Origin of the sequence: Streptococcus sp. HN38 (genome assembly GCF_028335765.1) — a bacterium.
In the GTDB taxonomy this organism is placed as follows: Bacteria; Bacillota; Bacilli; order Lactobacillales; family Streptococcaceae; genus Streptococcus; species Streptococcus suis_P.
On sequence record NZ_CP116604.1, the window covers coordinates 2009308 to 2033767 of the forward strand.

Below are 24460 nucleotides of genomic sequence, written 5' to 3' on the forward strand. Positions count from 1 at the left end.
GACCTCTTTCTATATAAACATCTGCTGTAACAAGGCTTTTTTCAACAGTTTCAGATGATCCAACTGACGCTGATGAAGAGTAATAAGCTGATCTAGGTCGGAGAAGAAGCTGCCGATGGCTTCTTGTTCGGGGAGGGTGGGAGCCGGGAATACTATATTGCTAAAGGGTTTATATTTAAGATTCCATGTATCAGATGTTAAACCTTGTGAATTCACCTGAAAAATTTGTAGTGAACTACTTCTCTTAAATAAATAGGAAAAGAATAACGCATAACTAAGATAAGTTGGAATTAATACTGTATAGGCAGGGCTAACTATTCCATCGTATATAGAATAACCAGATGCCCCTTGCCACATTCGCATAGAATTATATACAATATCTCCTTGCTTCAACACCTTATATTTCGTTTTATCTTCACTTGAATTATCTTTTCTACCAAGCTCTGAAAATCTTCTGACCCCATCACTTATAGTTACTGATAGCAACTCCCCCTCAGCTGAACATTCTAACCTCTCTACAAAGTATTCCCCCAACTTACGCTGTTTCCAAGCGTCCGTAAATTCTGGGAATCTTAGCTCAGGAAAATCGTTTCCATTCCCTTTCGGAAACATTTTCTGTAACAAAGCCTTCTTCAATTCTTTAACATCATCTAATTTTCGCTGATGAAGAGTAATAAGCTGATCTAGGTCGGAGAAGAAGCTGCCGATGGCTTCTTGTTCGGGGAGGGTGGGGACTAAAACAATCTGCTCATCTAGGTCACTCTTATTCAAGTTTCCGATTGCTCCATTTCCTCCCGCAACATACAAACCAATAAACTTGTGATACCAAGTTGAACTCATAAATGCATTGAGAAAACATGGTACTTTAGATGATGCTAATAACATAAAACCACCATGTATTGCGGAATTACTAGGCAAACCTTTGATAATAGAATGTTTGCCCACTAATCTACTCGAACCATTAGCAGAGGTTATTAATATATCCCCTTCTTCCACTAAGGGAATTTTTACTACACTTTTATCGACGAAAACATCATCCTCTCCAAAAACAAATGTATCTTCGTTAATATTTGAAGAACGTAACACACGCACACCGTGGCTTCGTATAGCTGATGGAGAATATGTTAGTCCCCTACGAACTTCTGCTAAATCAGAAAACTTACGCTGTTTCCAAGCGTCCGTGAATCCGGGGAAGCGCAATCGTGGTACTGTTGATTTTTCTTTTGTCATAGTCCCTCCTTTTCTACTCTCTTTTTGTTTTATTTTTGAAAGTTATTTTTGCAATTTTTCGGACGATTTCCATTCTATTATACGCTACCATCCAACAAAATCGCAACCTATTGACCAACCAAGTTGTCGGCCAAATCATATAGAGCTTGTCTCAACTGATTACGGTACTGAATCTTGCTCAAGCCTTTAACAGCATCACCTTCTGCCCAGGTCTGGTAATCGCGACTAGCTTCTTTTATCAAGGTACGTAAGTGTCCGGTATCATCCAAGTCATTCTGACCAAATCGATGTCTCGCCAACAACTCACGTAGTTCTTGGTTGCGGATATGTTCCGTCAAGCCCCATTGGATTCGGAATGCAAAGAGCTTCTTGTCAATGTAAACATGCGAGGCTTCTTGGATAATCTTCTGACTATCAATCCCCTTGACTGGATAAGCAAAGTTCATATCTTGTGTCGGAAAATCACCTCGATAGATTGCATCCCCTGTTTGACGGATCTGGTCAGCATAGTTGAGGTCTTCCAAACCGCTTGCAAATCTATCCAATTCATCCCTGGTAGCTGCGGCTTCTACCATCTTCTCTTCGTGAACCTGATTCAGCAAGAGCTCAACCAGTTCGGTCAATTTATCGTAGTCAATTGTCACTTCCTTGATGTGAGTCATCTTGAGTTCAATTTGGTGAATGCTAACTTTTTGTTCTTTCGCCAAGGTTCGTTTCAATTCGTTGGCTAAGACTGTCGTCAAAAGGTTTTCTTCCTCTACAGACATTCCCAAACTTTCAATAAAGCGGTCCGGCTGATTGTAATCAAATCCTTCAATCACCCCATCAACCTCCTCTGGCTGATACTGTTTCAGCTTAGACAATCCTTGATTGTAAGCACGGAGCAATTCTAACATAGCCTCACGCTTTTTCTCAGACTTCGGAATATCATTGAAATCACCCGTCAACTCTCTCAATTGGTCGACCGTTTGTTTGACTTCAGCAAATACATCCTTGAAAGGCTTAGCCACCAGTCCATTTTTTTCATTGTTATTTTTTTGTTCCGCATCTGATAAATCGGCAGCACTATCATCTGCATAGATGGCCAAGGCCTGATTCATCAATTTCTCATTATGAGCTGGCCAGCGGTAATTGACCACCCGTCCAAAAGGTTTTTTATCCATATCCTCCACACGATTGGTACGAGAATAGGCCTGGATAAGACTGGCTCCTTTTAGGGTTCGGTCAACATAAAGAGTATTGAGCTCAGGAGCATTGAAACCTGTCAACAACTGATCCACGACAATCACCAAATCTAAGTAGTTCTTGTCCTTGGCTGTTCTATTAAGGCGACTAACCAGGTCCTCTGTATAAGAGGCAACATCTGACAAGCCAAAGGATGTCCCAAATTCTGTGTTATAGATCGTAATAGCTTCAAGCAAACCAGTATTTGACTCGACCATACTATCATTATTTTGAGTATTCAAGGCAAAGGTCACTCCCACCTTCAAGACCAGACCTCCTTGCTCTCGATGCAGTTGATTGATTCGTTGAAACTCTCGGAAATACATCATAGCCATGGGTGTGGAGGCCCTGCCTCCACCTACGTGGGTGGTGAACAAGGCATTGTAACGGCCACTGCCAGAGCGATTTGCCCAGTGTTTGAAGACATCTTCGACTACCAATCGAACATGCTCTGGATTTTCGTCATAGATGCTAGAAGTCACCGCATCATCCATATCATCCGGACTTAGATTGGCAATCTTTTCTTCAATCTGTGCACTTGTCCACTTCGGATATTTTTGCCGATAAAAATCTGGTAAGTAAGTTGTTTTTAGTTTTTCCTGATCAATGGTTGTCTCAAAATCCACCTTAAACCCTAGTACATTGCGATCACTAATGGCATTTTTAATAGTGTAGGCATGAAGAAGAGGACCAAAAATATCTTGCGTCCGCAGACTAGCACCTGTATCATCTAAGTTGGGAGTTCCTGTATAGCCAATCCAAGCCGCTTTCTTAAAGGCTTTTTGAATCCCTGCAAAACTATCTCCACCAGTTGAGCGATGAGCTTCGTCAACGATAAACACGATATGCTTATCTGGTGATTTGAAGGATTTTCTCTTCACCAGTGTATCCAATTTTTGCACAGAAGTAACGATAATCCCACTATCCTTACTAGTCAACTGCCGTGCCAAGGCTGTGGTATTTTGAGTTTCTCGAATACTGCCAAAACTATTCTCCCCAGCTTCTGGATCATAAGCCAGATAATCATCCTTAGTCTGATTGGTCAATGCGATACGATCCACTAGAAAGACAACCTTGTCTACCTTGGGCATTCGACTTGCCAGCCAAGCTGTTTTAAAACTAGTGATCGTCTTCCCTGAGCCTGTCGTATGCCAGATGTAGCCAACCTTGTTACAGCCTAGTTCAAAATCGACTTTTTTTATCCCCTCAATGACCGCCTGAGTGGCATAAACTTGATAGGGACGCATGACTTTCAGCATTTGTTTCTGCGGTGTCCCGTCTAAGATCATGTAGTTGGTCGCCATCTGATGGGCCATAGGAATGCTGAGCATGGAATCCGCAAATTCTTTCCAATTCCGAACCTTACTACCGTCAGATTTACGCTGCCAGTGGAAAGCAAAGTCCTTATTAAATTTTTCCGCAGTGGTATTGGCCATATAGCGAACATTGTTGGGGGCGATAGCGACTAGAATCTGCAAGGTAGAAAAAATATCCGTATATTGCCGTTCCTGGATATATTGGTGCATTTGGTTCAATGCCTTGTCCACATCTACCGTATCCTTTTTCTCTTCAATCTGAATAATAGGTAAGCCATTAATCAACAAGGTTGTATCGAATATACATTCTCGTCGTCCAGGGATTTTAGGAGTCCTACGGATTTGGTTCACCACTTGGTAGACAGTGTCCCCACCACCTATCTTACGTTGGTCGAATACTGTCAAAAATGTATGCCGTCCATCATCAAGTGTAATTTCCAATTCGGAAACACCGCTAATTCCATATAAAAACTGACCAGCCTCATAAGGTGTCTTTAGATCTGAAATAATCTGCTTGACTTGAGCAAACTCGGTATCGCTCAAGGGTTTGTCCAATCGATGTTGGTTGTGTTGCCAGAGAATATTACGAAAATTTTCCCATAATTGCTCCGTTGTCTTGATACCCGGCTCATAAGTCCACAGTTTAGATTTGACTGCATACAGGGTCGAAGAATCACTGACAGACCATTCTAGACCTTCTAGGTGCTCCGGCTGTGTAATAGTCCCTGTCGTAATATATTGAATCAATTCTGTTTCAAATGCTAATTCATTCATATGTGTAAACCTCCTTTAACAAATATGTTAGTCGTAAAAAATCTCCTTGCGCATAAGCTTGCCGCTTCTGCCGTAAGGCTAATCCATCTAAATAAATCTTTCCTAGTTTCTGCTGACTATCTAAAGGAGGCAAGGCGCCTAGCTGTAAACTTTTCAGTTGCTTGACTGTATATTTCATTACCTCACTCCCCTGTAAGCTTTGGTAAAACTGCCGTCTAATAGCCGAGGATTCATTGATCAGATACAGCAAGAAGACCTTATCCAGCTTTGCAATGGGCTCAATTTTGATATAGTTCTGTGTATAGAGTAAGCCTGCGTGCTCCGCTCTCACTAAAACAGCCTTCCCCGATAGTAAACTAAAGAGTAAGTCTCCCTCCTCTAGCAAGGTCACTTCTCTATCTGTCGTCACGGTCCGACTATCTATCACTTCTTCTATCACCTCATAACCATCCAATTGATGATGTTGCTGATTGTAGAGGATATAGTCTCTAGCATCTTCCCAGCTGGTAGTATCCAAGCGAACCTGTAAACTACCTCCCGTAAAGAGAGCCAATTCTTCTAGTTTCATAATTTTCCTTTCTTTGAAATTTTTCATAATTACATTTTTTCGCTAAACTTAATATAGCATCTTCTCAGAAATATGTCAATAAATTATGTAATTTATAAAAATTAAAAAAGGAGGTTCTGCTATGAACTTATCAAAAGAAAAACTGCTTTTCCATCACTATTATGCAAATTGGCTACGGATTTACAAGGAAGGAGCCATTCGAGAAGTCACTCTCAAGAAATATAGAATGACATTGCAGTGGCTTATCAGGCTTGCTCCTAGTCTGTTGTTGGAAGATTTGAATCGGGTTCGTTACCAAGAATTGATTAACAGCTATGCTAAAACACATGAACGACAGACAACCATGGATTTTCATCACCAGTTGAAAGGAGCTATTTTAGACGCTGTAGATGAAGGAATTATTGAACGAGATCCGACACGTAAGGTGATTATCAAAGGAAGACTTCCTCGAAAGAAAAAGACAAAATACCTCAACCAATTTGAACTTCATCAGTTGATACAAGAATTACGTCTCGGAGAGGAGCTGAATTGGGATTGGCTCATCTTATTGATTGCTAAAACAGGTATTCGATTCTCCGAAGCCCTTGCTCTCACTACTCAAGATTTTGATTTTCACCGACAGCTATTGACCATTGATAAAACATGGAATTATAAAGGAGACGGCGGATTTTTACCTACAAAAAATAAATCTTCAATTCGAAAAATCCAACTCGACTGGCAAACCAGCACCCAATTCGCCAACTTATTGCAGCACGCCCAACCTGATGACCTACTTTTCGTGAAGAAAGAGCGGATATACAACTCTACCATCAATGCCATTCTTGAAAAGCGTTGCCTAAGTGCAAACCTTCCTGTCATCACCATTCATGCCCTGCGACACACCCATGCATCTATTTTATTATTTGCCGGGGTCTCTATCGCAAGTGTTGCTAGACGACTTGGTCATGCAAGCATAACAACGACCCAAAAAACCTATCTTCATATCATTCGTGAGTTGGAAAACCAAGATGTTGATTTAATTATGCGGTCACTGTCAGGACTTTGTTGACATTCCTATCTCTATCGTGACAAGGCTTTTACTGACAATAGCAAAAGACGACTCCACTCGGAATCGTCTTTTTTCTTACTTATTGAAAATAGTAAAATGCCACTACCGACCAGGCATTATTGATAAAATGAACTGCTATTGGGTAAATCAGATAATCTGTTTTATAGTAGAGGTAAGCCAGCAAGAAACCTGGGCTAGCATAAATAATCCATGAACCCAAATCTGTTGGTCCATGCAGGAAAGCAAAAATCAAACCAGATACTACAATTCCTAGAATCTTGTGCTTTTCAAATAGCTTTTTGAAAAGATAGCCTCTGACAATGATCTCCTCTGAAATAGCAGGCAAACAAGCCATATTGATAAGAGCTAACCAAAATGGAATGTTTTCTAATAACTTTGTCAATTCAAGATTATTGCTGGTTTCTTCAATCCCCTGAAGTTCCAGAATGTAATAGCCAAGGTGGTTAAATAGCTGAGCCACTGCGAATGTTAAGACAACTAAACCAAGACCTTTCCAAGTTAAAAAACTTCTATCCCAAATCTTGATACCATTCTTCTCAGCTCTCCAGTACATAAAGACAATAATCACGAAGGATACTAAGGCTGCTCCCCACTGGGCTAATTGAGAAGTAGATACCTCTAAAATAGCATCTGGAAGAACAGCAATTAATAACAAACCAAACGCTCTCAGTAATACCCAAAGTTTTCGACCAAGCCATTTCATCCCTTGACAAAATGTTTTCATATCAATCCCCTATTCTGATACATAATCAAAGGATTATGTAATTAGCTTTTGTAATATACTTATAATACAACGATACAGGGTATTTGTCAATAGAAACCAATAAAAAATACTAAGTATTCCTAGTATTTTCTAAAGCGTTGATTAATTATCCAATAGGAAAATCTGATAGTTCCTAACAAGGTTAGTTAAGAGGGCATTCTTCCAGCTTTCAAGAGCTATATTTTATTGCAGTTTTATAAATAGTAGAAAGCCACCACCGCCCAAGCATTATTTATGAAATGAACTGCTATTGGGTAAATCAGATAATCTGTCTTATAGTACAAGTAAGCCAAGATAAAACCTGGACTAGCATAAATAATCCAAGAGCCCAAATCTGTTGGTCCATGCAGAAAAGCAAATACCAAACCAGACACCACAATTCCCAAAATCTTGTGCTTTTCAAAAAACTTTTTGAATAGATAGCCTCTGACAATGATCTCCTCTGAAATAGCTGCCTGACAGGCAATTCTAACAAAGGCTAACCCAAAGGGAATCATTCGCAACAGCTTGTCAATACCAATCTGATTAGCCGTATCTTCAATCCCTTGAAGGTCCATGATAGTATGCCCTAAGACAGTAGAAAGGCTGGTAAATAGTACGGTCAGTGCAACCAATCCAAGTCCCTTCCAGGTCAGGAATTTTCTATCCCAAATGGCAAGCCCTTTCCTTTCTGCCAACCAACACATAAAGACCATTATTCCAATAGAAGATAGGCCGGCAGTCCATTGAGCGACTGGCGAGGTTGATTTTTGCAATATGAAAGTTGGAATGAGTTCCAGAAGCAATAATAGAAAGACCTGTAATAAAATCCAGATTTTCCTACAAATCCATTCCAATCGTTGACTGAATGTTTCTAGCATTTCTAACCTCCTATCCTATCCACTTCTCCATATAGACCATATCTATACCCTCCTGCTCAGGCTCTGTATTTATAGACTTGTAGCCGAGTTTTTCGTAGAAAGCGACCAATCTAGGCTCCTGTAAAACCGTACAGAGCACCCAACGGTTAACTATCGGATAAAGGCTTTCCAATTCGAGCATAGCCTTATGACCATGGCCTTTTCCCCTGTGTTCTGGATCAATGCCAATCAAGCCTAGCCAGCCCTGGTCAGCATCTTCAGTGGCCGTTGTTCGTACTAGTCCGACTGTGTGACCTTCTTCCACAATCTTATAATAGTTACAATTTGGTCGTGCAAAGCGTGATTGGAAATAGTCCATGGTTTCAATGGCAGGATTGTACTGGTCCTGATAGGTTTCATACACAGCTGCAAAGGCTCGGTGCTGAATGGGCAGCAATTCTTCTGCGTTTGATAGAGCTGCTTTTACTAACATGGAAAACCTCCTGAAATTATTTTATTTATTCTATCAAATATCACAAAAAAATACTAGGTCTTCCTAGTATTTTCTAAATCGTTGATAGCGGTTTTCGAGTAGTTGATCAAGTGGCAAGGCTTGTAACTGAGCAAACTGGCTGACTAGGTTTTCCTTGATGTCAGCCAAGACTTCCTTAGTCGCTCTGCCATTTTCCAAAACAACCCGATCGATCACCTGGAGCTTCTCCAACTCGTAAGAGGTAATCTTCATGAGTTCTGCCGCTTCCATAGCCCGACTGCTATCTTTCCAGAGGATAGAGGCGAAGCCTTCAGGGCTGAGGACGGCATACATGGAGTTTTCCAGCATCCAGACCTGGTCTGCAACTGCTAGAGCCAGAGCTCCACCAGAGCCGCCCTCGCCAATGATAATAGCGATAATAGGCACCTTGAGGTCACTCATCTCCATGAGGTTGCGGGCAATGGCCTCACCCTGTCCACGTTCCTCGGCACCAACACCGGGATAAGCTCCAGCAGTATTGATAAAGGTGACAACGGGACGGCCGAACTTCTCCGCCTGTTTCATAAGACGAAGAGCCTTGCGGTATCCTTCTGGGTGAGGTTGACCGAAATTCCGTTTGAGATTATCTTGGAGATTCTTTCCCTTTTGGATACCGATAACTGTCACAGGTTGACCTGCTAGAAAGCCGATGCCACCCACTACAGCTTCGTCATCACGGAAATTCCGATCGCCGTGCAGTTCGATAAAGTCAACAAAGAGTTGTGTGGCAAAGTCCAAGGTCGTCAGGCGAGCTTGGTCACGTGCCAAACGGATCATACGTGCTACATCACTGGTCATCTGACACCTCCATGCATTCTCAACAAGCGACTAATGGTCGCTGGCAAGTCCTGACGTTTGACAATGGCATCGACAAAGCCGTGTTCTTGTAAAAATTCAGCCTTCTGGAAATCATCTGGCAGATTTTCACGCACAGTTGACTCAATAACCCGTCGTCCTGCAAAACCAACCAAGGTCTGCGGTTCAGCCAGGATAATATCACCTTCCATAGCAAAACTAGCCGTCACACCTCCTGTTGTGGGGTCTGTCAAGACCGTCAGGTAAAAGAGGCCAGCGTTAGAATGGCGTTTTACAGCTGCCGAAATCTTAGCCATTTGCATCAGGCTCATGATGCCTTCCTGCATGCGAGCACCACCGGATGCGGTAAAGAGGACAACTGGCAAACGCTCTTCAATCGCCAACTCAAAGAGGCGGGTAATTTTCTCACCAACTACCGTTCCCATAGAGGCCATGATAAAATGCGAATCCATGATACCAAGGGCAACTGGCTGTCCGCCGATGGTTGCCTTACCTGTCAAAACAGCCTCATCCAAGCCCGTTTTTTGACGGGTGGCTGCTAATTTCTCTAAATAATTGGGGAAGTCCAGCGGATTAGTTGTTTCAATCCCTGCAAACAATTCCTCAAACGAACCGTCATCGACTGTCAAAGCCAGGCGTTCCTGGGCTGTAATCCGAAAATTATAGGAACAGTGTTGACAGGTTTTCTCTAATCCCAAATCATTCTTGTAAAGGATGACCTTACAAGCAGGACATTTGGAAAAGAGTTCATCTGGCACCTCTGGCTTTGCTTGAGGTGCTGACTCTATCCGCGAACGATTGGGATTGATGCGGATATATTTGTCCTTTTTGCGAAACAAAGCCATAGCATTCTCCTAGTTTACTTTTTTTATCGTCATTTAGTTGACTTTTATTACTTCGACGAATGAGGGAGTGGGAAAGAACTCGACCATCCATAGAAGAGTTCGTCTTCCCACCTCCGCACAGTTGATTAGGTCAGATTTGGAGTGTAAAACACGAATAAATCTGCCAATCAACCACTGCGCTGAGATGTTGACACTAACGTTGAGAAGCGGTGCTGGGCTTTTTGCCCAGCCTCTATTTCCAACTTCAAACACTCCACTGGAGTGTTTGAACTCGCCTTGCCTGATCGAAACAGTCTGGGGGACTGTTTCAAGTCAATGCCTAGAAACAAGAAAGCATTGAGTTATGCCTGTGGCTCGTTTCCTAGTACTAAAAGTAAACTAAAAGACTATAATTCTTTCTGATAGCGGGGTAAAAATTCTTCCATGAGGTAGGCAGTGTCGTAATCACCAGCTACCACTCGCTTATCGGAAATCAAGTCCAGCTGGAAGTCGGTATTGGTCACCACTCCGTCAATTTCCAATTCGTAGAGGGCTCGCTGCATCTTCATCAGGGCTTCAAAACGATTTTCCCCATGCACGATAACCTTGGCAATCATAGAATCATAATATGGTGGAATGGTGTAGCCAGGATAAACTGCCGAGTCCACACGCAAACCAACGCCACCACTTGGCAGGTAGAGATTGGAAAGCTTACCTGGGCTTGGGGCGAAGTTGAAGGCTGGATTTTCAGCATTGATGCGGCATTCAATGGCATGGCCTGTAATCTTCACATCTTCTTGACAGACGCTGAGTTCCTGACCAGCCGCAATCTTGATTTGCTCCTTGACAATATCCACACCGGTCACAAATTCGGTAACTGGATGCTCTACCTGCACCCGTGTGTTCATTTCCATGAAGTAAAATTCGCCCTTGGCTTCATCCAAAAGAAACTCAATGGTTCCCGCATTTTCATAGCCAACTGACTGGGCAGCCCGCACGGCTGCTTGACCGATACGGTCCCGCATGGTTTGGCCAATGGCGATAGACGGTGCTTCTTCCAAGACCTTCTGGTTGTTGCGTTGAAGGGAACAATCCCGTTCTCCCAGATGGATGACATGACCGTGTTGGTCTGCCAAAATCTGTACTTCGATGTGGCGGGCTGGATAGACGACACGCTCCATATACATGGCTCCGTTGCCAAAGGCTGCCTTGGCTTCGCTGGAAGCTGATTCAAAGGCAGGCACTAGGTCTTCGGCTTTTTCCACCTTACGAATCCCTTTCCCGCCACCACCTGCCGATGCCTTGAGCATGACAGGGTAGCCAATCTTTTCAGCAATTTCAAGGGCTTCTTGACTAGTCAAGACCTCACCGTCTGAGCCTGGAATGACAGGCACTTGAGCCTTAATCATCTCTGCCCGAGCATTGATTTTATCGCCCATGGTATCCATGACCGTCCCTGAAGGACCGATAAACTTGATACCAACCTCTTCACAGAGGGTGGCGAATTTGGAGTTTTCACTCAAAAATCCAAAGCCGGGATGAATAGCCTGGGCACCTGTCACAACTGCCGCCGAGATGACCGCCTGCATATTGAGATAGGAATCTGTCGAACGGGCAGGTCCGATACAGAAAGCCTCATCTGCCAACATGGTGTGGAGGGCTTCCTTGTCAGCCTCTGAATAGACAGCCACCGTCGCAATCCCCAACTCCCTGGCCGCACGAATAATCCGCACCGCAATCTCACCACGATTGGCAATCAAAATCTTCTCAAACATGATGAATCCTATCTCCTTTAGATACTATTTCCCGATAGCAAAAGTCAATACCCCCGACGCAGCCAGTTTTCCGTCCACCTCTGCCTTTGCCTCAACAACCGCAATGGTTCCACGGCGTTTGACAAATTTAGCTGTCATAATCAACTGGTCACCAGGTACAACTTGCTTTTTAAATTTGACCTTGTCCATGCCGGCATAAAAGACCAGCTTGCCCTTGTTTTCTTCCTTGGATAACTCCAAGACACCTGCGGTTTGAGCCAAGGCCTCCATGATGAGAACGCCTGGCATAACAGGATAGTCTGGGAAATGCCCGTTGAAGAAGGGCTCGTTAATGGTCACATTTTTGAGGGCCACAATCTCATCTTCTGATACTTCAAGGACACGATCGACCAAGAGCATAGGATAGCGATGAGGAAGAGCCTCTTTAATTTTCAAAATATCAATCATTTGATGCGTACCAATCCTTGTCCAAATTCTACAACATCTTGGTTGGCCACCAAAATCTCTGTGACCACACCGTCACGGTCAGCAGGCACTTCGTTCATGACCTTCATGGCTTCGATAATCATGAGGGTCTGTCCTTTTTTGACCGTATCGCCAACTGCTACAAAGGCTGGCTTGTCAGGGGCTGGTGACAAATAAGCCACCCCAACCAGTGGACTTTCCACTACCGCACCCTCCGCTACAGAGCTTGAGCTAACTTCTACTGGAGCTTGCTCACTGGTTTCAACTGCCTGTACAGTAGCTGGACTTGCTGCAACTACCGGAACAAGCGGAGCTTCTACTGTTGGACTCGGAGCCGCTGTCACCTGCTGGTTTTTACTGAAATGCAAGGTCTCCCCAGCATTGCTATATGAAAATTCTCGCAAACTTGACTGGTCAAATTGACTCATCAAGTCCTTTATTTCTGTAATATTCACTTAAGCCTCCCAACGTTTGAAAGCAATCACCGAGTTGTGACCTCCAAAGCCAAATGTATTTGAAATGGCATGACGGATTTCCATGTCACGACCTTGACCATAGATAACATCTGCCTCGATGTAGTCAGATAATTCCGTCGTACCTGCTGTCTTCGGTGCGTAAGAATGACGCATAGCCTCAATAACAGCCGCTGCCTCAACGGCACCTGCTGCCCCCAACAAGTGACCTGTAAAGGACTTGGTGGAAGAAACTGGCGTATTCTTGCCGAAGACGGATACGATAGCTTGGCTTTCCCCTTTTTCATTAGCCGGTGTCGAAGTTCCGTGGGCATTGATGTAGTCAATATCAGCTGGCTCCAAACCTGCTTCTGAAATGGCCAACTTCATGGCCTTAATAGCACCCAGACCTTCTGGATGTGGAGAGGTCATGTGGTGGGCATCGCAGGTATTTCCATAGCCGACGATTTCAGCCAAGATGGTTGCCCCACGCGCTTCTGCGTGCTCCAAGCTTTCCAATACCAAGACAGCAGCCCCTTCTCCCATGACAAAACCATTGCGGTCCTTGTCAAATGGAATAGACGCACGTTCTGGATCCTCAGTAGTTGACATAGCTGTCAAAGCTTGGAAACCACCGATTGCAAACGGAGTAATGGCTGCCTCTGCTCCACCTGCCAACATGACATCTTGGAAGCCAAACTTGATTTCACGGAAGGCTTCACCCAAGGCATCATTTGACGAAGCACAGGCCGTGATGACACACTTACAGACACCATTGGCACCGACCTGCATGGCAATATTACCAGCCGCCATATTTGGAAGTGCTTTTGGAAGTGCCATCGGACGAATCCGTTTTGGTCCTTTTTCGTTCATGCGAGCAACCTGCTCTTCGATTTCCAAAATACCACCGATCCCAGTCGACAAGATAACACCAAAACGATCGCTGTCAACGGCTTCTGTATCAAGACCAGCATTGGTTACTGCCTCACGAGCCGCATAGAGAGCATAGAGGGAATAGTTGTCGTAGCGGTTAGTATCTTTTTTAACAAAGTATTTGTCAAAAGGAAAATCCTTTATTTCCGCAGCATTATGAACAGAGTATTCACTGGTATCAAACTTGGTAATCTTTCCGATTCCAATCTTACCATTGACCAGGCTATCCCAGAATTCCTCTGGCGTATTGCCAATTGGCGATGTCAGACCGTAGCCTGTTACTACTACACGATTTAATTTTGTCATTTTCAAACCTCTCTTAAAACAACACACAAAACAATATTGAATTCAAAGTGCGTCATTGCAGTCTTTCAGTTTGCTTTTAGTACTACGAACAAAGTTCATTTCAACAAGCTGCAGACAGCTTCAATAGTCCACTGGACTATTGAAGATTGGAAATCGTACTTACGATAGTAAGTACCGCTCCGTTAGTACGGCAAAGCGAGTTCAAACAATCCAATAGATTGTTTGAAGCTGGAAATCTGGAAACGAAGTTTCCTCGCTCATCGAAGTAATAAAAGATAAACTGGAAGACTGGATTATTGCATGGTCAAGCCGCCGTCAACCGCAATCACCTGTCCTGTTAGATATTCTTGCTTAGCCAAGAACACTGCTACATCTGCCACTTCTTCTGTCGCGCCAAAGCGTTTCATCGGAATTTGTGCAGTCATAGCTTCTTTAATCTTGTCAGATAAAACATCTGTCATATCAGACTGGATAAAGCCCGGCGCAATCGCATTGACACGAACATTTCGCCCAGCAACCTCACGGGCAATGGCTTTAGTAAATCCAATCACACCTGCCTTAGAAGCAGAATAGTTGGCCTGTCCAGCATTTCCAATCAAGCCAGATACACTTGATAGATTGATAATAGCACCCTCACGAGCCTTTGTCATTGGTTTCAAAACAGCCTGGGTCATGTTAAAGGTCCCTGTTAGATTGATACTCAAAACGCTCTCGAAATCTTCTTCCGTCATTCGCAAGGCCATACCGTCTTTGGTAATCCCTGCATTATTGACCAAGATATCGACGCTACCAAGAGCCTCAACTGCCTCAGCTACCATTCGTTTGGCATCTGCCGAGCTGGAAATATCGCCTGAAATCGCCACCACTTTGACACCGTAGCTTGAAAAGCTATCCAGCAAGTCCTGCCCCAGCTGACCACGACCATTCAGCACCACATTGGCACCAAGGCTAGCAAACTTATGGGCAATGGCCAAGCCGATTCCCCGACTTGAACCCGTCACAAACACATTTTTATTGGTCAGTTCCATGATTTCTCCTTATTGGCTAGTCAACAAGTCTGTTAGACTTGCCACATCTTCTACTGTCACAACCTCAGCTGTCTTATCAATTTTCTTGATAAAGCCTGCTAAGACCTTGCCTGGACCGATTTCGATAAACTTGGTCACACCAGCCGCCTGCATGGTCCCAATGGACTCATAAAAACGGACAGGCTCCATGACCTGACGGGTCAGGAGGGACTTGATGTCCTCTTGTTTCATGACCTTGGCTTCCGTATTACCGACCAAGTCGACTTGGAAGTCTGCAAACTCCACCTCTTCCAGAGCTTGAGCCAATTGCTCCGAAGCTGGACGCAAGAGAGCCGTGTGAAAGGGGCCAGATACATTGAGCGGAATCATCCGTTTGACACCAGCTTCCTTCAGTAATTCAACCGCCTCATCCACAGCTGCTACCTCTCCACCGATAACGATTTGGGCTGGTGTGTTGTAGTTGGCTGGGGAAACAATCCCAGAGGTAACAGTCGAACAGATTTCTTCAATCAAGTTGACATCTGTGTTGAGAACAGCAACCATCTTACCAGTCCCTGCTGGCGCAGCCGTTTCCATAAACTCACCCCGTTTGGCAATCAAGGAAATGGCATCTTCAAAGGCCAGAGCACCTGAAGCAACTAAGGCTGCGTATTCTCCCAAGGACAAACCAGCCACCATGTCGGGTTTAATCCCTTTTTCTGCCAATAAGCGATAAATGGCAAGTGAGGTTGTCAAAATCGCAGGCTGGGTATAGCGGGTCTGGTTGAGCTCGTCTTCCCGATGGTCAATCAAGTCCCGCACATCATAACCCAGAATCTGACTAGCCTGGTCAAACGTTTCTCTAACTATCGGGTAATATTCGTAAAGGTCGCGTGCCATCCCCACTGTCTGAGACCCTTGACCTGCAAAAAGAAAAGCTGTCTTTGTCATCCTATTCTCCAACCGAAGCCCAACGGCTTGCCTCTTCTCTAATCACTTTGGCTGCTCCATAATAGATGTCTTTCAAAATATCTTCACAAGATTCTTCTTTAGAAACCAGACCAGCAATTTGACCAGCCATCACGGAGCCATTTGTTACATCACCATCAACAACTGCATTACGTAGTGCTCCTGCACCAAGTTCTTCAATAGCATCTGCCGAAATTTTACCTGCCAAGAAATCTTTCTCTGCAGCTGCATAAGCAGATGACAACTTATTCTTGATGGCTCTCACAGGATGTCCAACAATAGAAGCAGATACAGTTGTATCAATATCCTTAGCTTTTAAAACTTTTTCCTTATAAACCTGATGGGCATTGGACTCTGTAGCTACTACAAAACGAGTTCCAACTTGCACCGCTTCTGCACCCAACATGAATGCTGCCGCCGCACCTGCACCATCTGCAATACCTCCAGCAGCAATAACAGGAATAGATACGGCTTCAACAACCTGACGAACCAAGGTCATGGTGGTCAATTTACCGATATGACCACCTGCTTCCATTCCTTCAGCGATGACGGCATCCACACCCAGTTTTTCCATACGTTTAGCCAAAGCGACACTTGGAACCACTGGAATAACCGTAATACCAGCTGCGTGCAAGCGTTCCATGTATTTACCAGGGTTACCCGCACCTGTTGTCACCACCTTAACACCTTCTTCAATGACCAAGTCAACAATGTCATCTGCAAAAGGCGATAAGAGCATGATATTGACACCGAAAGGCTTATTTGTGATGGACTTGACTTTATCAATGTTTGCCTTAACGACTTCTTTTGGAGCATTTCCTCCACCGATGATTCCCAGACCACCTGCATTAGAGACGGCACCAGCCAAATCTCCATCAGCTACCCAAGCCATCCCACCTTGAAAAATTGGATACTTAATATCGAGCAATTCTGTTATTTTCGTCTTCATAATTCCCTCATCTTTTTTTCTTGCTTACCTAATCATTTGAATATCAAATCATTAGGTAAACAAGTGAAGGGTTGCCCCCTCACTCAAAAATAGTTTGATGCTTCAATGTTTTGATTATCAAAGTATTTAATTTAAGAAAAATGCTAAATAGCACTTTCCTTAACAGTCATTATTTTGTTTTTTCTTCAACGTAGGCAACCAAATCGCCTACAGTAGTCAAACCTTCTTCAGTGTCGATTTGGATGTCGAATGCATCTTCGATTTCAGAGATAACTTGGAAAAGATCCAATGAATCTGCGTCCAAATCTTCAAAAGTTGTTGTAAGGGTTACTTCTTCAGCATCCTTACCCAATTCTTCAACGATGATTTCTTGTACTTTTTCAAATACTGCCATGATAGTGCTCCTTTTTGTATAAAAAATATTTTTAATCATTGCCAGAGGCAACGTATTAACTAAAGTTTCAGTAGTAGCGTACCCCAAGTCAGCCCGCCACCAAAGCCTGCCAGAACGACTGTCTGGCTTCCATCCAATCGCAACATTCCGCTCTCTACACATTCTGATAAGAGAATAGGAAGACTTGCTGCGCTGGTATTGCCATATTTATCCATATTTGCTGGAAATTTTTCACGCGCCACTCCCAATTTACGAGCCATCTTATCCAGGATACGTATATTGGCTTGATGGAGCAAGAAATAATCAACACGATCCACAGTCATATCAGCTTGTTCTAACAGCTCTGCCATGGTTGCCGTGACATCCCTCGTCGCAAATTCAAATATAGCTCTTCCCTCCATTTGGATAAAGGGTTGTTGACGACTTTGTGTCGAGAATGGCGTCTCTTTCTGGTCTATCCCTGCTGTCAGACTCGCACCTCGACCGCCATCCGTTCGCAAGATTTCTGCTAAAAAGCTCGGTTGTTCACACACTTCCAGCAAAACTCCTCCAGCACCATCTCCAAATAAAACAGCCGTTGATCGATCTGACCAGTCGACAGACCTAGATAGGGTCTCTGCACCAATGACAAGTCCTCTCTTATAGACTCCTGAAGCAAGTAATTTTTCCGCTGTTGATAGCGCAAAAACAAATCCTGAACAAGCTGCAACGAGATCATAGGCGAAAGCCTTTTTCGCGCCAATTGCTGCTTGAACCATAGCTGCCGTAGATGGCATTGAAGCATCTGGAGTAATCGTTGCTACGATGATGAAATCAATTTCACTAGCATCTAGCTGAGACTTTTCCAGTAATTTTCTAGCCACTTGACTAGCCAAATCACTCGTCGTCTCTCCAGTAACAATGTGTCGTTGACCGATACCTGTACGGCTACGAATCCACTCATCACTGGTATCCATTTGCTGGGCCAAATCATCATTGGTCACAATCTTCTTCGGAAGATAGTGGGCCACCTGACTGATTTTAGCATGGTTTCTCATTTCAAATCCTCCAAGAAGTGATAGAGTTTCATGAGTCCTTTCTTCATTACCTGATACTCTGCATCATCCATGCCATCTGTAATCTGTTTCACCATTTCATTGTGAAATCGTTGATGTAAACGATAGACCAGTCGACCTTTTTTGGTCAGATAGAGATGAACAACTCGCCGATCTTTGGTCGAACGAATACGCTCAACATATCCTTTTCTTTCCAAATTGTTCAAGCTAGTTGTAACAGTACCCAAGGTTACCATCAAAGTCCGAGCAACATCACTCGGAGTAGCTCCATCAATACTTCCTATCACATCAATCGTGTGCATTTCCTTAATCGAAATATCATTGAATCGGCTACCACGCAGACTTGTTTCTTCAATCACCAACACATTGTTAAAAATGGCCGTTAGATATTCATTTACTTTTGGATCTTCCAAAACAGGCCTCCTTTACTTTGATAGTCAAAGTATAAACCATAAAACTTTGATTGTCAAACATTTTTTTTACTAATTTAAAAATTAATCTCCCGTAAACACTGGTCTACGTCGTTCTGCATGCGCTCGAACTCCCTCTTTAAAATCCTCTTTATAGGCCAATGTTTCTTGCAAATCCAGCTCCAATCGGCGATAAGACTCCCAGTCTTTAAATTGACTTTCCCATGTCAGTTGTTTGATTGCTGCATAAGAATTTACTGAGCCTCGCAAGAGTTTTTTTATGACCTGGGCAACTGTCTTTTCTAGTTTTTCTGGCTCTGCCAATTTATAAATAATCCCATATTCTAAAGCCTTATCCGCTGATAAGCCCTCTCCAGTCATCGCCAAGTGACTAGCACGATTAGCCCCAATAGCACGACTCAGTAGAAAGAGCCCCCCCGCATCCGGCGCAAGTCCAACGCCTACAAAGGCTTGGATGAATTTTGTCTTGCTGGAGGCAATAACAAAATCAGCTGCCACTGCCATATTAGCCGCGGCTCCAGCCACTGCTCCATCCGTCACCATAATGACCACTTTAGACAATTTCTTCATCGCAAACGAAATATCATTCACCAGCTCTGCTATTTTTACTAAAGAAGCAATATCATCATCATCAACTGCACGCTTCATCTCAACTAAATCTCCACCCACGGAGAAAATGGAACCCTGTGCTTGAATTTGTAAAATTTTGACGGAGGCATCCCCTTCTGCAAGGCGGATTGCTTCTAAGATTTCTTCACACATAGGAATATTAAAACCATTTGCCACTTCCGGTCTGTTTAAAGTTAGAATCGCTACGGAATCAATTACTTCATAACGAATTGTTTGGTAGGCCATTCCCTTGCTCCTTTCAAAATAGTTTGATAATTAAAAGATTTGAATATCAAACTTCAAATTCTTGTTTTCCATTGTAACACAGTTTTTAAAATTGTCACTTTTTTCTAGCAAGGAAAGTGTGACATCCGAAAAAGATGGGGGCTATCATCGAAATATAAAATTTAGATATGCTAGAAAATAACGTGTCTAAGAACCTATATTCACACGCAAAGCGCCTTGGCTTTTTTCACTCATCAAGGTAGGTTTTGTGGGAAATACTGACTGTATTTTGAAAAAAACAACCTCAATATGCAAGTCTGAACTGTAAATATAGGATCTAAGATTAATTTACAACTATCATTTTTTCACGTTAATACTTTTGGAAGATTTAACTGGATTCTGAGCTAGAAATACCATTTTTCACCAAGAACTAATACTTGGATACAATATCATATTTCTTAAAATCGCAATAAGTCAAAGGCCTCTTCAAGATTGTCTACCAATTTATCTGCTTTCGACTGATCAATTCCATAATGCTGGTCTCGAATAGCCCAAACTGTCAAACCTGCTTTTTTAGCCGCTTCAATCCCCTTCGCACTATCTTCAAATACTAAAATGTCCGATTTAGCTACTCCTGTTGCACTGGCTGCTTTCACATAAACCGCGGGATCTGGTTTTGGGGCCTCACAATCCATCGCTGAGAAAACATGACTAAAGTGAGAGCGTATACCAGCATCTAGTAGAGCACGTTCGATATCTGAACGGTCGGTATTTGAAGCCAAAACTACAAGAATACCTTGGATAGTTAGTCTCTCCAATACCGCTTTAACTTCAGGAAAAATCCTCTCTGCATAAGGGGTTGGTCGCTTTTCTTTATACACACGATATTCTTCTTCCAAGGCAGGGACATCCCAGTTGTCATAATCATCCCCTAAAATCCGTTGCCAAATTTGACTAGCCCTTCCACCGACAAATATAGATGGATCCAAATGATCAACCGATAAACCTTTTGTCGCTAAAAAATCCGCTCGACGCTGAAAATAGAATGTTTCTGTGTCAAAAAGTACACCATCCATGTCGAAAATAATTGCTTTTACCATACTCGCCTCCTATTACTTTAATTGTAACACAGTTGAAAGAAAAAAATGTTTTTCTGAAATTTTCATACCTGTCTCTTGTTCGTTTTTCGATAAAATTCTTGGCAAGATTTGTCTGAACATACTGACAATTTCATATCATTCTGCTATAATAGAAAAAAATATCCAAGGAGATGAGAATGAAAGTTATTAAATTTGGAGGAAGCTCACTTGCTTCAGCTGGACAGTTAGAAAAAGTTTTCAATATTGTTCAATCTGATTCAGAACGTCGCTTTGTTGTGGTGTCTGCACCTGGAAAACGCAATGCCGAGGATACTAAAGTTACTGATGCGTTGATTAAATATTATAAAGAATATGTTAACGGAAAAGATGTGACTGCCAGTCAAGAATGGATCATCAACCGTTATCAGGCAATGGTTGACGAACTTGGTTTCACAGCTAACAGCATGAAGAAAATCACAGACAGCATCATCTCTTTGGCCAGCCTACCAATTGATGATAACGAATTCCTTTACGACGCATTCTTAGCAGCTGGTGAAGATAATAATGCCAAATTGATTGCCGAATATTTTACCCACAGAGGATTGCCTGCACGCTATGTCCATCCTAAAAAAGCTGGTATTGTTGTCAGCTCCGAACCAGGAAATGCTCGCATTTTGCCTTCAAGTTATGACAAAATCGAAGAGCTTCGTGATACAGATGAAGTACTCATTATTCCAGGATTCTTCGGTGTAACTGTTGATAACCAGATTTGTACCTTCTCACGAGGCGGATCGGATATTACAGGTTCCATCATTGCTGCCGGGGTCAAGGCTGACCTCTATGAAAACTTTACAGATGTCGATGGTATTTTTGCTGCCCATCCTGGCATCATTAAAAATCCACATTCAATCAAAGAATTGACCTATCGTGAAATGCGAGAATTAGCTTATGCAGGTTTCTCCGTCCTCCACGATGAAGCCCTCCTTCCTGCCTATCGCGGACGAATTCCATTGGTTATCAAAAACACCAATAACCCAACTCACCCTGGTACCCGAATTGTACACAAACATGCCGAGCAAACAGTTCCTGTTGTCGGTATTGCTGCAGACGATGGTTTTGTCAGCATTAACTTGTCTAAATACTTGATGAACCGTGAAGTTGGTTTTGGTCGTAAGGTGTTGCAAATTCTCGAAGATCTCAATATTCGCTGGGAGCACATGCCGACCGGGATTGACGATTTATCCATCGTAGTCCGTGAGCGTGAATTGACTCCTATCAAGGAAGAAGAGATCCTTCGTCAACTCAATACGAAAATGGAAGTTGACAAGGCCGAAATCGAACATGGTTTATCTATTATCATGATTGTTGGTGAAAATATGAAGAGCCATGTCGGTGTAACAGCTACCGCTACCACTGCCCTCTCTAAACAAAATGTCAACTTGGCAATGATTTCACAGGGAGCCAGTGAAGTTTCTGTTATGTTCGTTGTCAAAACCGAAGAAAAGAAACGCGCCCTGCACGCACTCTATGAAGCTTTTTTTAACGAGCAATAATCAAACGAGGTCGGGCAGTTCCCTCTTCATACTCTTCGAAAATCAAAACCAGACGTTGTTGACTTGATTTGATGAGTGTCAAGCTCCATTGGAGCTAGTCTGATTTTAATTTTCATTGAGTACCAATTAAAATTTGAATAAACAAAAATAGCTTAGAATCAACGTTTCTGACGATGCAATTCTAAGCTATTTTTTATTTTTTATACTCAATGAAAATCAAAAGTAGCCTAGGAAACGAAGTCCAAGATAGAACTGGAGTTCATCAAGGCAAGTTGACAACGGATAATTTTGATTTTCGAAGAGTATTAGACTTTTTGACCAGCCTCATTATAGTCTTTTAGTTTACTTTTAGTACTCGCTCCAACTATCTGGGAGATAGTTGGAGACTGGGGACAAAGGTAGTGGGAAAGAACTCGACCAAGATAAAAAGAGTTCGTCAACAAGTCTTTATTTCTAGTTGTTGAGCTGAAACAGTCTATCCCCAGACTGTTTCACTCCCACCCCCGCACAGCTCAAACTGTCTGGGAGACAGTTTGAGGTTGGAGATAAGGCGAACTCTGTTCGCATCAGTCGTAGAGGCCAGATTTGGAGTGCAAAACACGAACAAATCTGCCAATCAACCACTGCGCTGAGATGTTGACACGAACTCTGAGTAGTGGTCCTGGGCTTTTTGCCCAGCCTCCTTACGTCGAAGTAATAAAAGTCAACTAAATGACGATATTTGTATTATAGACAATCTCTAGGTAACACTTCTCTAATATTTTAGCCTTCTATTCTAGTGAAAAAGGCGGATTATCGTCACTTTTACTATCGCTGTTATTCAAAAATTCGAGGTAGGCGATCTGTCAAAAGACAAACCACCTCGTAATTTATGGTTCCGATGCGATCAGCCCACTCCTGAACAGAGATCGTTTTATCTCCATCTTGACCGATTAGGGTGACTTTTTGACCAAGTGGATAAGCATGAGGTAAACGAATGGTGATCTGGTCCATCGAAATACGCCCTACAATTTCACAAGCCTGCCCATCGACTAAGACTGATAAGCCTTGTAAGCTTCGGACGAGACCATCTGCATATCCTATCGGAACGGTCGCAATCCATTCTGAATCGGCGCTGTGATAAGTAGCTCCGTAGCCAATTGTTGTGTCAGCTTCAACCTGCTTTACATGAACAATTTCAGATACGAGAGATAAGGCTGGTTGAACATCAAACGGGAGTTCTAGCACTCGTCCACTTGGATTAAGTCCATAAAGAATGTTTCCCAAACGAACCAGGTTAAATACTGTATCAGCATGCCAAATGCTTGTTGCTGAATTGCTGGCATGAATCCAGCGCGGAGTAATTGGTAGAACATCCAAAAATTCTTTAAAAATAGACAGTTGACTCTCGAAGTGCGCCTGTTCAACCTCATCCGCAGTAGCAAAATGAGTATAAACTCCTTCGATGTCATACTCTAATTCTTCAAGGATAGCAATCGCTTGTAGCAAATCGGCTATTTTTCTAAAACCAATCCGCCCCATACCTGTATCTAGCTTAAGATGAACAGTTAGACCAGATAAATCAGCCTCTAAGTCTTTTGTATTTTGCAACCAGTCCAGACTGGCAACTGTCACACTGATATTGAGTTGATGAGCTACTGGTAAAAAACGTACAGGAACCACTCCTAAAATCAAGATAGGATGCTCGATACCTGCTTTACGTAACTCTAATGCTTCATCCAAATTCGAAACACAAAAACCAGCTGCTTGACTAGATAACTTTTTCGCTACCGCAACAGCTCCATGACCATAAGCATTCGCCTTAACAACAGCAAATGCTTCGGTCTTATGGGGCAAGTTGGTCATTACTTGCTCGAAATTTTCCGCAATCGCATCTAAGTTAACCCGAATTTGCGTGGGTCGATGTTCACTTTCAATCATCTTTCTCCTCCAAAATCACACTAGCTTGTACAAAATTTCCTGAATGGCTAATGCTGAGCCAAATATTCCCATCAAAGGGACTCTTCGTCACATAGGGAACTCCTTTGCTGGTATTCAGAATTTCAATATCATGAAATCCTATCTTACCAATGCCTGTCCCCAAGGCCTTCGTCAGTGCTTCTTTGGCTGACCAACGTCCAGCTAAATATTCTAACTGACGGCGACCGGACAGACTTTGATACCGTTCAAATTCTTTCTCTGTGAGAATCTTTTGGGGAAACCCTTGGTGTTTGATTCTGGCACTTTCAATCGCCTCCATCTCCTGAAGGTCAATGCCATGTCCTACTATCATTAATCGGTCTCCTTTTGCATAGTCATTTCAT

Annotated in this window: 24 protein-coding genes; 2 read left to right on the forward strand and 22 right to left on the reverse strand. The window is 43.0% G+C overall.

The window, feature by feature from the left end:
• Positions 1-9: 9 nt before the first annotated feature.
• From PHA78_RS09780 to PHA78_RS09790, 3 genes are all read right to left on the reverse strand, one after another.
• Positions 10-1230 (reverse strand): restriction endonuclease subunit S, encoded by a 1221-nt coding sequence (locus PHA78_RS09780; RefSeq protein WP_272158102.1) that lies wholly within the window; start codon positions 1228-1230, stop codon positions 10-12.
• 107 nt (positions 1231-1337) lie between these two features.
• Positions 1338-4544 (reverse strand): type I restriction endonuclease subunit R, encoded by a 3207-nt coding sequence (locus tag PHA78_RS09785; protein WP_024376500.1) that lies wholly within the window; start codon positions 4542-4544, stop codon positions 1338-1340.
• Complete coding sequence (locus PHA78_RS09790) at positions 4537-5112, reverse strand: restriction endonuclease subunit S (protein WP_024378914.1); 576 nt, start codon at positions 5110-5112, stop codon at positions 4537-4539. Before PHA78_RS09790 ends, PHA78_RS09785 begins: the two co-directional genes overlap by 8 nt.
• A 121-nt stretch (positions 5113-5233) precedes the next feature.
• Here PHA78_RS09790 and PHA78_RS09795 point away from each other — a divergent pair, with 121 nt between their 5' ends.
• Positions 5234-6160, forward strand: a complete 927-nt coding sequence (locus tag PHA78_RS09795; protein WP_002942550.1) for a site-specific integrase — start codon at positions 5234-5236, stop codon at positions 6158-6160.
• Positions 6161-6239: 79 nt separating this feature from the next.
• On the opposite strand, the gene PHA78_RS09800 is transcribed toward PHA78_RS09795, so the two are convergent.
• The 17 genes from PHA78_RS09800 to PHA78_RS09880 all read right to left on the reverse strand — a co-directional run bounded on the left by PHA78_RS09800 (position 6240) and on the right by PHA78_RS09880 (position 20625).
• On the reverse strand, positions 6240-6905 hold the full coding sequence (locus tag PHA78_RS09800; RefSeq protein ID WP_024376502.1) for a CPBP family intramembrane glutamic endopeptidase: 666 nt from the start codon (positions 6903-6905) through the stop codon (positions 6240-6242).
• Between the two features lie 233 nt (positions 6906-7138).
• Positions 7139-7804 (reverse strand): CPBP family intramembrane glutamic endopeptidase, encoded by a 666-nt coding sequence (locus tag PHA78_RS09805; protein ID WP_024376003.1) that lies wholly within the window; start codon positions 7802-7804, stop codon positions 7139-7141.
• 10 nt (positions 7805-7814) lie between these two features.
• Entirely contained in the window at positions 7815-8276 is a 462-nt protein-coding gene (locus PHA78_RS09810; protein ID WP_099808790.1) for a GNAT family N-acetyltransferase, read from the reverse strand.
• A 63-nt stretch (positions 8277-8339) separates the two neighbouring features.
• A complete protein-coding gene (locus tag PHA78_RS09815; RefSeq protein WP_099808789.1) occupies positions 8340-9113 on the reverse strand; it encodes an acetyl-CoA carboxylase carboxyl transferase subunit alpha in 774 nt (257 codons plus the stop codon).
• Positions 9110-9976, reverse strand: a complete 867-nt coding sequence (gene accD / locus PHA78_RS09820) for an acetyl-CoA carboxylase, carboxyltransferase subunit beta (RefSeq protein ID WP_044773823.1) — start codon at positions 9974-9976, stop codon at positions 9110-9112. The genes PHA78_RS09815 and accD overlap by 4 nt, the downstream gene beginning before the upstream one ends.
• Before the next feature lie 386 nt (positions 9977-10362).
• The gene (locus PHA78_RS09825; protein WP_272158105.1) at positions 10363-11730 is read right to left on the reverse strand and encodes an acetyl-CoA carboxylase biotin carboxylase subunit; all 1368 of its coding nucleotides are present in this window, start codon (positions 11728-11730) and stop codon (positions 10363-10365) included.
• A gap of 24 nt (positions 11731-11754) precedes the next feature.
• The gene (gene fabZ / locus PHA78_RS09830; protein ID WP_024378919.1) at positions 11755-12177 is read right to left on the reverse strand and encodes a 3-hydroxyacyl-ACP dehydratase FabZ; all 423 of its coding nucleotides are present in this window, start codon (positions 12175-12177) and stop codon (positions 11755-11757) included.
• Positions 12174-12650 carry an acetyl-CoA carboxylase biotin carboxyl carrier protein gene (gene accB / locus PHA78_RS09835; protein WP_024375997.1) on the reverse strand — a complete coding sequence of 159 codons (477 nt, stop codon included), beginning with the start codon at positions 12648-12650 and terminating at the stop codon, positions 12174-12176. Before accB ends, fabZ begins: the two co-directional genes overlap by 4 nt.
• Positions 12651-13886, reverse strand: coding sequence for a beta-ketoacyl-ACP synthase II (gene fabF, locus PHA78_RS09840; RefSeq protein WP_099808787.1), 1236 nt, complete (start codon positions 13884-13886; stop codon positions 12651-12653).
• A gap of 293 nt (positions 13887-14179) precedes the next feature.
• Positions 14180-14914 carry a 3-oxoacyl-[acyl-carrier-protein] reductase gene (gene fabG / locus PHA78_RS09845; RefSeq protein ID WP_099808786.1) on the reverse strand — a complete coding sequence of 245 codons (735 nt, stop codon included), beginning with the start codon at positions 14912-14914 and terminating at the stop codon, positions 14180-14182.
• Between the two features lie 9 nt (positions 14915-14923).
• Positions 14924-15844, reverse strand: a complete 921-nt coding sequence (gene fabD, locus PHA78_RS09850; protein WP_099808785.1) for an ACP S-malonyltransferase — start codon at positions 15842-15844, stop codon at positions 14924-14926.
• 1 nt (position 15845) lies between these two features.
• Positions 15846-16811: an enoyl-[acyl-carrier-protein] reductase FabK gene (gene fabK / locus PHA78_RS09855; protein ID WP_099806730.1), complete on the reverse strand. Its 966-nt coding sequence runs from the start codon at positions 16809-16811 to the stop codon at positions 15846-15848.
• A gap of 169 nt (positions 16812-16980) precedes the next feature.
• Positions 16981-17205 carry an acyl carrier protein gene (locus PHA78_RS09860; RefSeq protein WP_002938891.1) on the reverse strand — a complete coding sequence of 75 codons (225 nt, stop codon included), beginning with the start codon at positions 17203-17205 and terminating at the stop codon, positions 16981-16983.
• Between the two features lie 59 nt (positions 17206-17264).
• A complete protein-coding gene (locus PHA78_RS09865; RefSeq protein ID WP_105212686.1) occupies positions 17265-18242 on the reverse strand; it encodes a beta-ketoacyl-ACP synthase III in 978 nt (325 codons plus the stop codon).
• Positions 18239-18673, reverse strand: a complete 435-nt coding sequence (fabT, locus tag PHA78_RS09870; protein ID WP_012775319.1) for a fatty acid biosynthesis transcriptional regulator FabT — start codon at positions 18671-18673, stop codon at positions 18239-18241. Before fabT ends, PHA78_RS09865 begins: the two co-directional genes overlap by 4 nt.
• 81 nt (positions 18674-18754) lie before the next feature.
• Positions 18755-19546, reverse strand: coding sequence for an enoyl-CoA hydratase (locus PHA78_RS09875; protein WP_012027714.1), 792 nt, complete (start codon positions 19544-19546; stop codon positions 18755-18757).
• 437 nt (positions 19547-19983) lie between these two features.
• Positions 19984-20625: an HAD family hydrolase gene (locus PHA78_RS09880; RefSeq protein WP_024375991.1), complete on the reverse strand. Its 642-nt coding sequence runs from the start codon at positions 20623-20625 to the stop codon at positions 19984-19986.
• A gap of 176 nt (positions 20626-20801) precedes the next feature.
• On the opposite strand from PHA78_RS09880, the gene PHA78_RS09885 reads away from it, so the two are divergent.
• Positions 20802-22157, forward strand: coding sequence for an aspartate kinase (locus PHA78_RS09885; RefSeq protein WP_222309527.1), 1356 nt, complete (start codon positions 20802-20804; stop codon positions 22155-22157).
• An 816-nt stretch (positions 22158-22973) separates the two neighbouring features.
• Here PHA78_RS09885 and alr read toward each other — a convergent pair.
• Together alr and acpS are read right to left on the reverse strand one after the other, a co-directional pair.
• The gene (gene alr / locus PHA78_RS09890) at positions 22974-24077 is read right to left on the reverse strand and encodes an alanine racemase (RefSeq protein ID WP_024375989.1); all 1104 of its coding nucleotides are present in this window, start codon (positions 24075-24077) and stop codon (positions 22974-22976) included.
• Positions 24070-24429, reverse strand: a complete 360-nt coding sequence (gene acpS / locus PHA78_RS09895; protein ID WP_002942482.1) for a holo-ACP synthase — start codon at positions 24427-24429, stop codon at positions 24070-24072. The genes alr and acpS overlap by 8 nt, the downstream gene beginning before the upstream one ends.
• Positions 24430-24460 lie beyond the last annotated feature (31 nt).